The organism is Streptomyces sp. RK9 (genome assembly GCF_045070545.1).
In the GTDB taxonomy this organism is placed as follows: domain Bacteria; phylum Actinomycetota; class Actinomycetes; order Streptomycetales; family Streptomycetaceae; genus Streptomyces; species Streptomyces alboflavus.
The window spans coordinates 2,636,187-2,647,912 of sequence record NZ_CP173703.1 but is presented as its reverse complement, the minus strand read 5'-3'; the positions used below and the strand labels follow the sequence as shown (position 1 = coordinate 2,647,912).

At 74.6% G+C, this 11,726-nt stretch carries 13 protein-coding genes; 4 read left to right on the top strand and 9 right to left on the bottom strand.

What is annotated here, in order from left to right:
- The first annotated feature begins 2 nt into the window (after positions 1-2).
- Positions 3-758, top strand: coding sequence for an SDR family oxidoreductase (locus tag AB6L24_RS10710; RefSeq protein ID WP_030361345.1), 756 nt, complete (start codon positions 3-5; stop codon positions 756-758).
- Between the two features lie 605 nt (positions 759-1,363).
- Here the strand turns inward: AB6L24_RS10710 and amaP are convergent.
- The 5 genes from amaP to AB6L24_RS10685 form a co-directional block, all read right to left on the bottom strand.
- Positions 1,364-1,942, bottom strand: coding sequence for an alkaline shock response membrane anchor protein AmaP (gene amaP / locus AB6L24_RS10705; protein WP_030361344.1), 579 nt, complete (start codon positions 1,940-1,942; stop codon positions 1,364-1,366).
- Between the two features lie 7 nt (positions 1,943-1,949).
- Positions 1,950-2,642, bottom strand: coding sequence for a DUF6286 domain-containing protein (locus tag AB6L24_RS10700; RefSeq protein ID WP_405654553.1), 693 nt, complete (start codon positions 2,640-2,642; stop codon positions 1,950-1,952).
- The gene (locus AB6L24_RS10695; protein ID WP_380851081.1) at positions 2,639-3,034 is read right to left on the bottom strand and encodes a hypothetical protein; all 396 of its coding nucleotides are present in this window, start codon (positions 3,032-3,034) and stop codon (positions 2,639-2,641) included. The genes AB6L24_RS10700 and AB6L24_RS10695 overlap by 4 nt, the downstream gene beginning before the upstream one ends.
- A gap of 3 nt (positions 3,035-3,037) precedes the next feature.
- The gene (locus AB6L24_RS10690; protein ID WP_030361341.1) at positions 3,038-3,223 is read right to left on the bottom strand and encodes a hypothetical protein; all 186 of its coding nucleotides are present in this window, start codon (positions 3,221-3,223) and stop codon (positions 3,038-3,040) included.
- Between the two features lie 170 nt (positions 3,224-3,393).
- Entirely contained in the window at positions 3,394-3,879 is a 486-nt protein-coding gene (locus tag AB6L24_RS10685; protein ID WP_380851084.1) for an Asp23/Gls24 family envelope stress response protein, read from the bottom strand.
- A 91-nt stretch (positions 3,880-3,970) separates the two neighbouring features.
- Between AB6L24_RS10685 and AB6L24_RS10680 the strand changes: the two genes are divergently transcribed.
- Complete coding sequence (locus tag AB6L24_RS10680; RefSeq protein ID WP_405654550.1) at positions 3,971-4,846, top strand: nucleopolyhedrovirus P10 family protein; 876 nt, start codon at positions 3,971-3,973, stop codon at positions 4,844-4,846.
- Between the two features lie 79 nt (positions 4,847-4,925).
- Here AB6L24_RS10680 and AB6L24_RS10675 read toward each other — a convergent pair whose 3' ends face one another.
- From AB6L24_RS10675 to AB6L24_RS10665, 3 genes are all read right to left on the bottom strand, one after another.
- On the bottom strand, positions 4,926-5,762 hold the full coding sequence (locus AB6L24_RS10675; protein ID WP_405654549.1) for an enoyl-CoA hydratase/isomerase family protein: 837 nt from the start codon (positions 5,760-5,762) through the stop codon (positions 4,926-4,928).
- A 196-nt stretch (positions 5,763-5,958) separates the two neighbouring features.
- A complete protein-coding gene (locus AB6L24_RS10670; protein ID WP_016645426.1) occupies positions 5,959-6,180 on the bottom strand; it encodes a helix-turn-helix domain-containing protein in 222 nt (73 codons plus the stop codon).
- 378 nt (positions 6,181-6,558) lie between these two features.
- Positions 6,559-8,157, bottom strand: coding sequence for an ABC-F family ATP-binding cassette domain-containing protein (locus AB6L24_RS10665; RefSeq protein ID WP_030361337.1), 1,599 nt, complete (start codon positions 8,155-8,157; stop codon positions 6,559-6,561).
- Positions 8,158-8,505: 348 nt separating this feature from the next.
- On the opposite strand from AB6L24_RS10665, the gene AB6L24_RS10660 reads away from it, so the two are divergent.
- A complete protein-coding gene (locus AB6L24_RS10660; RefSeq protein WP_405654546.1) occupies positions 8,506-9,393 on the top strand; it encodes a neutral zinc metallopeptidase in 888 nt (295 codons plus the stop codon).
- A gap of 96 nt (positions 9,394-9,489) precedes the next feature.
- The gene (locus AB6L24_RS10655) at positions 9,490-9,903 is read left to right on the top strand and encodes a VOC family protein (protein ID WP_405654544.1); all 414 of its coding nucleotides are present in this window, start codon (positions 9,490-9,492) and stop codon (positions 9,901-9,903) included.
- Positions 9,904-9,934: 31 nt separating this feature from the next.
- Here the strand turns inward: AB6L24_RS10655 and AB6L24_RS10650 are convergent, their stop codons facing one another.
- Complete coding sequence (locus AB6L24_RS10650) at positions 9,935-11,644, bottom strand: hypothetical protein (RefSeq protein ID WP_405654542.1); 1,710 nt, start codon at positions 11,642-11,644, stop codon at positions 9,935-9,937.
- Between the last annotated feature and the right edge of the window lie 82 nt (positions 11,645-11,726).

The following is an 11,726-nucleotide window of genomic DNA, read 5'->3' as shown; positions in this document are numbered from 1 at the left end:
CCATGGATCTTGGACTGAACAACCGTGTGTACGTCGTCACCGGCGCCACCCGTGGCCTCGGCAACGCCGCCGCCCGTGAGCTGGTCGCGGACGGCGCGAAGGTCGTCCTGACCGGCCGCGACGAGAAGACGGCCGCCGCGGCGGCCGCGGAGCTCGGCCCGAACGCGGTGGGCATCGGCGCGGACAACGCCGATCCGGGCGTCGCGGACCGCCTCGTGGCGGCGGCGCGCGAGCACTTCGGCGGCTTCGACGGCATCCTCGTCAGCGTCGGCGGGCCGCCGCCCGGCTTCGTCGCCGACAACACCGACGAGCAGTGGCAGGCCGCTTTCGACTCCGTCTTCCTCGGCGCGGTACGCCTCGCGCGCACCGCCGCGGCGGAGCTGGGCGAGGGCGGTGTCATCGGCTTCGTCCTCTCCGCGTCCGTGCACGAGCCGATCCCCGGCCTCACCGTCTCCAACGGCCTGCGCCCCGGCCTCGCGGGCTTCGCCAAGTCCCTCGCCGACGAGTTGGGGCCCCGCGGCATCCGCGTGGTCGGCCTCCTCCCGGCCCGCATCGACACCGACCGCGTCCGTGAACTCGACGGCTTCTCCGCCGACCCGGAGGCGACCCGCGCGGCCCACGAGTCCCGCATCCCGCTGCGCCGCTACGGCACCCCCCAGGAGTTCGGCCGCACCGCCGCGTTCCTCCTCTCCCCCGCGGCGTCGTACCTCACCGGCGTGATGCTGCCCGTGGACGGCGGGGCGCGACACGGCTTCTAGCCTGCGGCTGGGTGGGGGTGCCCGCCGCTAACGCGACGGGGTTTCCAGCCCGCGGCTCGGTGGGGGTGCCCGCCGCTACCGCGACGGGGTTTCTCCCACCCGCCCACCCGTTTGCTGTGGGACGTGGGGTGGGGGCTCGGGGCGAGGTGGGTGGGGGTACCCGGGGCGCCGGGTGCTCCGAGGGTCCGGGGCGAGGGCGGGTTCGGGGCGAGGGCGGGCTCAGGGCCAGGGCGGGCTCGGGGCCAGGACGGTGGGCGGAAGCCGCTGAGGGGCGAGGCGGGTCCCACAGTTCCGGGCGGGCGGGTGGGAGAGGCCGCCGCGCAGCGGCGGCGGGGCTGCCGCCCACGGCGAGGTGGAGCGCGGGGACGGGGCGAGGGTGGTCGGCCAAAGCCGCCCGGGGGCGAGGCGGGCCCCACAGTTCCGGGCGGGTGGGTGGGAGAGGCCGCCGCGCAGCGGCGGCGGGGCTGCCGCCCACGGCGAGGTGGAGCGCGGGGACGGGGCGAGGGTGGTCGGCGGAGGCCGGGCGGGGGTGGGCCGGGGGCGCCCCCGGGGCCGCGGTGCCCGGAGGGGTGGGTGGCCGCCGCCGACCGGGGCAGACCCCACGTTCAGCTGACGCGTTCGGCGCGGTGCTTCACGGCACGCAGGAGCACCGTGGCCGGCAGCCGCCCCAGACCGGCGGAGTCCCGCGCATGCGCCAACGCCTCCTCGCAGGTGCGATGCAAGGCCTCCGCGGGCACGGCGTCGGCGCCGAGGACGAGCCCGACCCGCGCCTCGGGGGCGTTGCGCCGCCCGGTGAGCCGCACCCGGGCCCGCTCGACGCCGTCGAGCGCCGCGGCCTCGGTCTCGAGGACGCTCTCCATGGCCCGCCCCCGCAGCAGCGCGCCCTCCCCGTCCCCGGTCTCGACCAGGACCTCCGCGAGGCGCCGCCGCCGCAGTTGGGCGGTGAGCCACCACAGGGCGAGCAGCACGACGACGGCGAGCACGCCGATGACGGTGGGCCACCACCAGCCGTCGTCCCGCCACCGCGCCCGGTCGGCGTCACTCAGCAGCACGTCGTCGCGGGAGTCGTGCACCCACCACGAGGGCGGCTCGACGCCGAGCCCGACCGCGAGGACGGACCCGCCGAGCAGGACGAGGGCGAGGCCGAGGAGGCCGAGGAGCACACGGTTCACGGTCCGCAGCATGGCGCGGTCACCCCTTCCGGCCCGGCCGGGCCACGTGCACGGAGAGACCGGGCGGGTGGCCGAGCCCGAGGTCGTGGATGGCGGCGGCGAGGGCGGCGTCCAGGTCGCCGCGTACGTCGTCGAGTTCACGGAAGTGCGACACGGCCCGCACGTCGACCTTGGAGCGGCTCATCCGGACGCGTACCGACCGTACGCCCGACACGTCCATGGCCCGGTCCCGCAGCGCCGTCGCGGCGGCGCCCCGGTCGAGCCCGGCGCGCACGTCGGCGTGGGTGCGCCGCATCGGGAGGAGGGAGCGCAGCCCGGGCGTCACGGCGAGGACGAGGAGCCACAGGCCGACGGCCACGGCCGCCGCGGCCCCGGCGAGCACCGCCGTGCTGTCGAGGGGCCGTTCGGCCAGCTCACGGGCGAGATCGCGGCGCCACCGCATCGCGGGGTGGTCGGCGCGCACGGCGACGATGTCGTACAGGAGCAGCCCGGCGCCGCCGAGGATCAGCAGGGCGAGCAGCCCGGCGGGCACCCGCCGCACCGACCAGAAGCGGGGGGAGCCGTCCTCGTCGCCGAGGGTGGGCAGCGGCTGGTAGGCGGCCGCGGACGCGGACTGGTCGAGTTCGGGTTCGGCCGCGGCACGCTCGATGACGGGCACGGCCTCGCCCGGTTTGGTCAGGTCGGTTCCACCGGCCTGCCGGGGTTCGCTCATCGGGTCCTCCCCTGCGCCGCGTCCCGCGCCTGCGCCGAGTGCAGCCGCTCCACCTGGACCGCCACCTCGGGCACTTCCATGCCCGCCAACGCCTTTACCCGTTCGGCGACCCGGTGACGCACGGCGCCGCACTGGCGGCCGATGTCGCTGGGGTAGTCCAGTTCGACGCTGACGCGGACGCGCGCGCTGCCGTGCGGGGCCTCGCCCGGCCTGGCGGAGCCCCCGGCGGGGGGCCGCACGCTCACGGTGGCGTGCGGTGGCGCCGCCTCGTCGGGCAGCGCGGGCAGCGCCTCACGTGCCGCGCGCGCGGCGATCTTCGCGACGACGCGGTCGGCGATCCGGGTCGCGCCGCGCTCGCCGGGCGGTACCTGCCCCACGACGTCGGCGGCCACCGCTCAGCGCCGCCGGTCGCCGCGGGGACGGAAGAACTCCCCGGGCTCCAGGTCCCCTTCCAGGAACCGCCCGGCCACGAACCCGATGGCGCCCAGGGCGGCCACCAGGAGGAAGGCCCCGAATCCGCCGAAGTACCCGGCGAATCCGAGGGCCATTCCGGCGATCATGCCGATCACGGCAAAGCTCATCGTGCGCTCCTTCGCTCCTGCGCGCCTCATGCTCCCGGCCGTCCGCGCCCGCCGCCGCGTACGTCCCGTGCTTCTCCTCTACCCAGGTCGCGCGGCGGGGCCGCCCCACCCGCGGGTGCGGAACGCCGGACGGTCCGAGCCGTCGCCTCCGACGGTCCGAGCCGTCGCCCCTATTGAAGCCGCGACGGCTGCTCGTCGTCCTCGTCGTCCGGCAGCTTCACATCACTCACCGCGATGTTCACCTCGACGACCTCCAGGCCCGTCATCCGCTCGACGGCGGCGACGACGTTCTCCCGTACGTCCCGCGCGACATCGGCGATCGAGACTCCGTAGTCGACGACGATCTCCAGGTCGAGGGCCGTCTGCACCTCGCCGACCTCGGCCTTCACGCCGCGTGTGACGGCCTTCGAGCTGCCGGGCACCCGGTCCCGCACGGCCCCGAAGGTCCGCGCGAGGCCGCCGCCCATCGCGTGCACGCCGACGACGTCGCGGGCGGCGAGGCCCGCGATCTTCTCGACCACACCGTCGGCGATGCTGGTACGCCCGCGCGTCGCGGGGTCGCCTCCCCCACGCCGTGCCGTGCCGCCCGTCCTGGCTTCGTCGGGCGACTCCTTCGCGAGCGTCTGGGACGTCGTGCGCTCTCCGGTGTCGGTCATCGTGCGGTCCTTTTCAGCAGGGGATCTGCTCTTTCGTCCACATTAAGCGCGGCCCGGGGCCGGCGCGCCCGGGATGGGGCACGCTGGAGCCATGACGGGTGACGGGTGGACCTCCGCGGTACGACGTCAACTGGGCCTCGGCCGGATGCTCCCGCTGGGCGGCCCGGGTGACGGCGCCTGGCTCGCGGAGTCGGCGGCGCGTTCGGTGCTGCGCGGCTCGGCCGCGCGGGTGGCGGGGGTCCGCGTGACCCGCCTGCGGGTGTCCCTCGTGGAGCGGGGCGGCGCACCGCTGTCCCCGGACGCGTACGTCGTCGCGGTGCCGTCGCCGCCGAGCGCGCTGCCGCCGGGGCCGCTGCGGATCAGCGCGGAGTTCCAGGCCGCGACGACCGAGCCGCTGGCCCCGACCGCGGACCGGCTGCGCAGGACGCTCGGCTCGGCCGCGGCGGAGCGGCTGGGTCTGGTGGTGACGGAGGTGGACCTGCGGGTGACGGGGCTGATGGAGGGGGGCGGGGGGCTCGGGGACGGGGGCCTTGGGGATGCGGCGGCCATGGGTGCGGTGGCCGGGGGTTCGACGCCCGGGGATGCGATGCCCGAGGACACGGCCGCAGCGGCTGCGCCCTCGGCGGCTGCCCCCTCGGCCACCGGCGACATCGCCGACGTACCGTCCGATCCCCTCCCCGCGTACGAGGACGACCCGTCGCCCGGCGACGAGGGGCGTGTGGCGCGGGCCGCCCTCGCGGTGCCCGGCGTGGCGCGGTTGGCGGGGGTACTCGGCGGCACGGCCCGGGCCGTCCACATCGAGGAGCACGGGGCGACGCTCATGCTGCCGCGCCGCCATGTCCGGGTGGACCTCGCGGCGGACGCGCGGCACCGCACCCTGGACGTGGCGCGCGCGGTCCGCGCGGCCGTCGCCGCGTCCCTGCCGGACCGACCGTCGGTGGCGGTCCTGGTCACGGCGGTGGACTGACCGCCGCCCCGCCGACCCCCGGCCGACTGTCTCTACCGGCTGCCCTCCCGACCAGGGCCGACGGCCGCCCGGGACTCCCTCAGTCCCCGATGCCCGCCAGATCCCGCAGCCTGCGCGCCTGCGCGGCCCGCTCGGCGCGGCGCTGCTCCTCGTACGAGCGCCCCGCGGCACCCTGAAGCAGCGCCTTGGTCTCGATGACCGCGTCGCGCGGCGCGGCGAGCAGCGCGGCGGCCAAGTCCTGTGCGGTGGCGTCGAGTTGGTCGCCGGGCACGACGAGGTTGGCGAGGCCGATGCGCTCGGCCTCGGCGGCCTGGACGAAGCGGCCCGTGGCGCAGATCTCCAGGGCGCGGGCGTACCCGACGAGGGAGACCAGCGGGTGGGTGCCGGTGAGGTCGGGCACCAGACCGAGGCTGGTCTCGCGCATGGCGAACTGCGCGTCGTCGGCGGCGACCCGCAGGTCGCAGGCGAGGGCGAGCTGGAACCCGGCACCGATCGCATGCCCCTGGACGGCGGCGATGGACACGAGGTCGCCGCGCCGCCACCAGGTGAAGGCGTCCTGGTACTCGGCGATGGCCGCGTCGAGCTCGTCGTCCGCGCCGCGCGCCAGGTCGATGAAGGACGGTTCGCCGTCGAAGCCCTCGGGCGTGAACGCCTGCCGGTCGAGGCCGGCGGAGAAGGACTTGCCCTCTCCGCGCAGCACCACCACGCGGACGCTGCCGGGAAGCACCCGGCCGGCCTCGGTCAACGCCCGCCACAGCGCGGGAGATTGGGCGTTGCGCTTGGCCGCGTTGGTCAGCGTCACCGTGGCGACGGCCTCGTCGACCGTGAGGCGTACGCCGTCCCGGTCGAGGACCGGCGCCGTCGTGCTTGCGACGCTCGGGCCGCTCTCGGGCGAACCGCTGTCGGGCGAAGCCATCAGTGCCTCCGGGTGGGTGCAGTCATGGTGGACGCACGCCGGTCAGCGCCCTGGCGGACGCGTGTCGGCGCGCCCTGCGGGCACGGACGTGCCCACAAGTGACTGCACAGTAACCACCCGGTCGATCAGCCGATCGACCGGGTGGCCACACCGGACCACCCGGAGTCGGACGGCCGCGAGAAGCCGACTGGGCCGACTAGCTGGAAGCGGCCTTCTTGCCTCGCGTTGCCCCGCCGCGTCCCCGCAGCGTGACTCCGGACTCACTGAGCATCCGGTGGACGAACCCGTAGCTGCGGCCGGTCTCTTCGGCCAACGCCCGGATGCTCGCACCGCCGTCGTACTTCTTCTTCAGGTCTGCCGCGAGCTTGTCGCGCGCGGCGCCGGTAACCCGGCTGCCCTTCTTCAGAGTCTCGGCCACCCGTGCCTCCTCATGGGAAGTGCGCTCTGGACTTCTCATGATCACCCCTTCCGAGCGTCCTGGCCACCCATTCGGCAAGGTCCATGCGACTTGATTCGCCGGGAGTCAAGCGGCCGTCACGAGCGGAATTAACGATTCCGCACGTCGCGGGACGTACCGCCGAATGGGTTCTGCGAGGAAGCGGCAGGTCAGCGCCGTGCCGGGGAAAGACGGGCCTGCGGGTCCCGTGGGACGCGAAAATCCGTGTATGCCACACCTCGGTACGAGGACGTCTCACACAGATGAAGGATCACGGCTCGGCCGAATGATCCATACGCAGTGGATCAGTCATTCGATCAAGCCCGGTGGACCCCGGACAGGGGTCCGACCGGGAGATCGTCAGGCGAGAGCCACCAGGTCCGCGTAGTCCGCGCCCCACAGGTCCTCGACGCCGTCCGGCAGCAGAATGATCCGCTCCGGCTGCAGCGCCTCGACGGCGCCCTCGTCGTGCGTGACCAGGACGACGGCGCCCTTGTAGGTGCGCAGGGCGCCCAGGATCTCCTCGCGGCTGGCCGGGTCGAGGTTGTTCGTGGGCTCGTCGAGGAGCAGGACGTTGGCGGAGGAGACGACGAGGGTCGCGAGCGCGAGCCGGGTCTTCTCCCCGCCGGAGAGCACGCCCGCGGGCTTGTCGACGTCGTCTCCGGAGAAGAGGAACGAGCCGAGCGTCTTGCGGACCTCGACGAGGTCCAGGTCGGGCGCGGCCGAGCGCATGTTCTCCAGGACCGTGCGCTCCGGGTCGAGGGTCTCGTGCTCCTGGGCGTAGTACCCGAGCTTGAGGCCGTGGCCCTCGATGACCTGGCCGGTGTCGGGCTTCTCGGCGCCGCCGAGGAGCCGCAGCAGGGTGGTCTTGCCCGCGCCGTTGAGGCCGAGGATGACGACGCGCGAGCCCTTGTCGATGGCCAGGTCGACGTCGGTGAAGATCTCCAGGGAGCCGTACGACTTCGAGAGCCCCTCGGCCATCAGCGGGGTCTTGCCGCACGGCGAGGGCTCGGGGAAGCGCAGCTTGGCGACCTTGTCGCTCTGGCGCACCTCGTCCAGGCCGGCGAGGAGCTTGTCGGCGCGGCGGGCCATGTTCTGCGCGGCGACGGTCTTGGTGGCCTTGGCGCGCATCTTGTCGGCCTGCGAGTGCAGGGCCGCGGCCTTCTTCTCGGCGTTCTGGCGCTCGCGCTTGCGGCGCTTCTCGTCGGACTCGCGCTGCTGCTGGTAGAGCTTCCAGCCCATGTTGTAGACGTCGATCGCGGAGCGGTTGGCGTCCAGGTAGAAGACCTTGTTGACGACCGTCTCGACCAGGTCGACGTCGTGGGAGATCACGATGAAGCCGCCGCGGTACGTCTTCAGGTAGTCGCGGAGCCAGACGATCGAGTCGGCGTCGAGGTGGTTGGTCGGCTCGTCCAGGAGGAGCGTGTCGGCGTCCGAGAAGAGGATGCGGGCCAGCTCGATGCGGCGGCGCTGACCGCCGGAGAGCGTGTGCAGGGGCTGGCCGAGCACGCGGTCCGGGAGGTTCAGGGCGGCGGCGATGGTGGCGGCCTCGGCCTCGGCGGCGTACCCGCCCTTGGTGAGGAACTCCGTCTCCTGGCGCTCGTACTGCTTGAGGGCCTTCTCGCGCGTGGAGCCCTGGCCGCTGGCGATCCGGTGTTCGTTCTCGCGCATCTTGCGGATGAGGACGTCGAGGCCGCGCGCCGACAGGACGCGGTCGCGGGCGAGGACGTCCAGGTCGCCCGTGCGCGGGTCCTGCGGGAGGTAGCCGACCTCTCCGGAGCGGCTGATCGTGCCGCCCGCGGGGGTGCCCTCACCGGCCAGGCACTTGGTGAGCGTCGTCTTGCCCGCGCCGTTGCGGCCGACGAGACCGATGCGGTCGCCCTTGGCGATGCGGAACGAGGCGTTCTCGATGAGGATGCGGGCGCCGGCACGCAGCTCGATACCGGAGGCGGTGATCACGGTCAGACTCCTGGACAGGGGATATGGACGGCGGGAGGGAGGCAAGGACGATGCACGATGCGTTGTCGCGCGGAGCGCGCCGCTCAGCCGTCTAATGCAGCAGGAGGATGGCCATGGGCCAATTCTAACGGGGCGCCGCAACCGCTTTTCCGGCGCGGCCCTCGGCGGCGCTCCCGGAGGGCCGCGTGACGCGGCCGAGGGGCGGCGTAGCCCGTTCGGACCTCCGTCCGGCGCCGGGTGGTGCGGGGCGTACCAGGATGAAGTGGCCGGGGTCCGGCGCGGGCGGCGGAGCGTCGTCCCGGAGGTGAGGCAGCGCGGCTCGTACGCGAGGCAGAGGGTGGTGCGCCCATGCAGTTCGACGACGACGCGAATCTCGACTCCTCCGAGGTGCAGGATGTGCGCGGCAGCCGCATCCCCGGCGGCAAGGCGACCATCGGCGGCGGTGTCGCCGGTCTGATCGCGCTGCTCCTCGGTCTCTTCTTCGGCGTGGGTCCCGACCAGCTCGGTCTGACGGACGGCGGCGAGGAGCCGGCCGCCTCGTCCTCCTCGCTCGCCGAGGTCAAGCGGAGCTGCCACACCGGCAAGGACGCGAACGCCCGCGAGGACTGCCGGATCCTGGCGGTCGTCAACAGCGTCCAGGACTACTGGCGCCAGGAGTTCCCGCGCCGCCAGGGGCAGTACGCGTCCGCGCAGACCGTGTTCTTCACCGGCCGCGTCGGCACGGCGTGCGGCGCGGCGTCGTCGGCGGTCGGGCCCTTCTACTGCCCCGGCGACCGCAGGGTCTATCTGGACCTGGGGTTCTTCGAGGAGCTGCGGACGAAGTTCGGCTCCACCGGCGGTCCGTTCGCGCAGGCGTACGTCGTGGCGCACGAGTACGGCCACCACGTGCAGAACCTGATGGGCACGCTGAGCCGGGCGCAGGACGGCCGGACCGGCGAGGGCAGCAACGCCGTACGCGTCGAGCTGCAGGCCGACTGCTACGCGGGGGTGTGGGCGCACCACGCCACGCGGACGCCCGACGAGGAGGGCAGGCCCGTGATCAAGAAGCTCACGGACGACGACATCCGCGACGGCCTGGACGCGGCGGCGGCGGTCGGCGACGACCGGATCCAGGAGCGCTTCCAGGGCCGGGTGACCCCCGAGTCCTGGACGCACGGCTCGGCGAAGCAGCGGCAGGACTGGTTCTACCAGGGCTTCCGTACCGGCGACATGGCGCAGTGCAACACCTTCCGCTGAGCCGCGCCGCCCGGCCCCCGCGGGCGCTCCCGGGCCGTTGTCAGACCCCGGTGCCAGACTGTGGAACAGGTCACGTCGAACGAAGGAGTGATCGCCATGGCAGGCGCTGCCAGGGGACGCCCGAGCATCTTCCCGACGCTGTTGTACGCGGACGCCAAGGCCGCGATCAAGCAGCTCACGGAGGCCTTCGGCTTCACGGAGACGAGTGTGTACGAGAGCGAGGGCGGCACGGTCCTGCACGCCGAACTCACGTACGGCAACGGCGCGGTGATGCTGGGCTCCAAGGGCCGCGGCGGCCTCTTCGCCGAGACGATGAAGGACGCGGGCCCGACCGCGACGTACATCGTGGTGGACGACGTAGACGCCCACCACGAGCGGGCCGTGGAGCACGGCGCGGACATCCTGATGCCCCCGACGGACCAGGACTACGGCTCGCGCGACTACATGGCACGGGACGCGGAGGGCAACATCTGGAGCTTCGGCACGTACGCCCCGGAGATACCCGCCTGACCCGCCCCGGGCCCCGGGGCGGGCGCGGCTCTCACATGCCGCCGGTGTGCACCTGGAACGCCGCCCGGCGCACGGCCTTCGCGAGCGCCGGGTCCGGGTGGGCCGCGGCGAGCGCGACGAGGACCTGCACGGTGCGCGGATGGCCGACGGTGCGCACCTCGTCGATGAGCGCGGGCACGGTGGGCTGCGGCGCCGACTCCAAGTGGCGCACGAGCAGTTCGGCCTCGCCGTGGTCGGCGACGGCCGCCGCGGTGTCGACCCACAGCCAGGTCGACTCCGCCCGGGTCAGGACGAGATGGACGTCCTCGGGGTCGGTGCCCTCGTGCTCGGCGAGCCACAGCAGGGCGTAGGGCCGCAGCGAGGCCTCGTCGACGACGGCGCGGACGTCCGGCTCGGCCGGGGCGCCGACGACCCGCAGGGCCTCGAAGGCGAGGCCGCGCAGCAGGGCGTCCTCGCCCCGGGCGGCGTCGATGAGTTCGGTGACGGCGGTGCCCGCGTCGCGGGCGGCGAGCCAGGCGCGGTACTCGGCGCGGGCCGCGTTGGGCCGCAGCCGGGCGCAGCCCCGGAGCATGTCCTCGGCGGACTGCTCGATGTGCCCCGCCGGGCTCTGCGCGGCCACGCAGATCTGCTCCAGCTTGACCCACACCGCCCAGCTGCCCAGCGGGGTGAGGGTGGCCTGGCCGTCGGCGCAGGTGAGGGCGCCCACGGCGGACAGGGCGTGCAGCGCCCAGTCGAGCAGGGCGGGCAGCGGGGGCTGGGTCGCGCAGTCGTCGGGCTCCGTGAGGTCGGCCGGGGCGGTGGCGGCCTGGGGCGGGGCGGTGGCGGCGGTCGTTGGGGCGGCGGTCGCCGGGGGTGGCACCGCTTCCCGGTGCGGTGCGGGCCGGGACGGGGGCTCGGGCTCCGCCTGCGGGCCGTACGGGATCTCGCAGCGCTCGGTGCGCAGTTCCCGGACGCGCTGGTCCAGGAGATCCAGGAGCTGCGGCACGGGCACGGGGCCCGCCGACAGCTGGAGGAAGGAGAGGAGCTGGGGGACGGCCTCGACGGCCTCCGCGACGGTGGCGGGCGGCAGTTCGGCGGGGGCGGGGTGGACGAGCGACCAGGCGTCGAACAGGGCGACCCAGCCGCGCAGGACCGCGGCGTCGTCCCGGTCCCAGGCGCGCAGCCGCCAGCCCGGGCGTGCGGTGCCGCCGTGCACCTCGACGAGTCCGGCCAGGCGGGCGGTGTCCCAGTCGGCACGGACCTGGTGGACCGTCATGTCCAGTGCGGCGGCCGCGCGTTCGGCGGTCGCGTCGGAGAGGGCGCCGCCGGTCCCTTTGCCCGTCCCGGCGTCCGCGTCGGCGTGCGGTCCGGCCTTCGGGCCGGCCCCCGCGCCGCTGTCCTTGCCGCCGTTGCCGCCGTCCCTGCCGCCCTTCGCGGCGCCGGTCGTGGTCTCGCTCTTGCCTTTGCCCTTGCCCGCCGCGCGCAGGGGGCCGGTGTCGGGACGCAGGGCCTGGTCGGCCCAGCGGGCGACGCGTACGGCGCTCGCCAGGCCCGCGCGGGCCTGGCGGGCCAGCTCGGCGGGCGCGGGGGTGCCCTCCGGCGGCGGGGGCGCGGGACGGCGCGAGCGGCGCTGGGTCACCGCGCCGGGGGCGCCGAGGGGGCCGCGCGCTCGGCCGCGCTCCGCCTCCGCTCGCCTTTCGGCCCTCGGGGACGGTGTGCGGACGAGGTGGAGCCGGGAGTCGCGCGGGATACGGGACGTCACGGGAGCAGTCTTCCTGTTGACGGTCCGAAAACCCAAACGGAATCCCGTCGGGGGCCTGGCAAGCGGACCCCAGAGCGGTCGC

Coding starts and splice junctions, on each gene's coding strand:
- AB6L24_RS10685 (WP_380851084.1), bottom strand. CDS start 3,879: ATGACCGACACCGGAGAGCGCACGACGTCCCAGACGCTCGCGAAGGAG.
- AB6L24_RS10680 (WP_405654550.1), top strand. CDS start 3,971: ATGACGGGTGACGGGTGGACCTCCGCGGTACGACGTCAACTGGGCCTC.
- AB6L24_RS10655 (WP_405654544.1), top strand. CDS start 9,490: ATGGCAGGCGCTGCCAGGGGACGCCCGAGCATCTTCCCGACGCTGTTG.
- AB6L24_RS10700 (WP_405654553.1), bottom strand. CDS start 2,642: ATGAGCGAACCCCGGCAGGCCGGTGGAACCGACCTGACCAAACCGGGC.
- AB6L24_RS10675 (WP_405654549.1), bottom strand. CDS start 5,762: ATGGCTTCGCCCGACAGCGGTTCGCCCGAGAGCGGCCCGAGCGTCGCA.
- AB6L24_RS10690 (WP_030361341.1), bottom strand. CDS start 3,223: ATGAGCTTTGCCGTGATCGGCATGATCGCCGGAATGGCCCTCGGATTC.
- AB6L24_RS10710 (WP_030361345.1), top strand. CDS start 3: ATGGATCTTGGACTGAACAACCGTGTGTACGTCGTCACCGGCGCCACC.
- AB6L24_RS10660 (WP_405654546.1), top strand. CDS start 8,506: ATGCAGTTCGACGACGACGCGAATCTCGACTCCTCCGAGGTGCAGGAT.
- amaP (WP_030361344.1), bottom strand. CDS start 1,942: ATGCTGCGGACCGTGAACCGTGTGCTCCTCGGCCTCCTCGGCCTCGCC.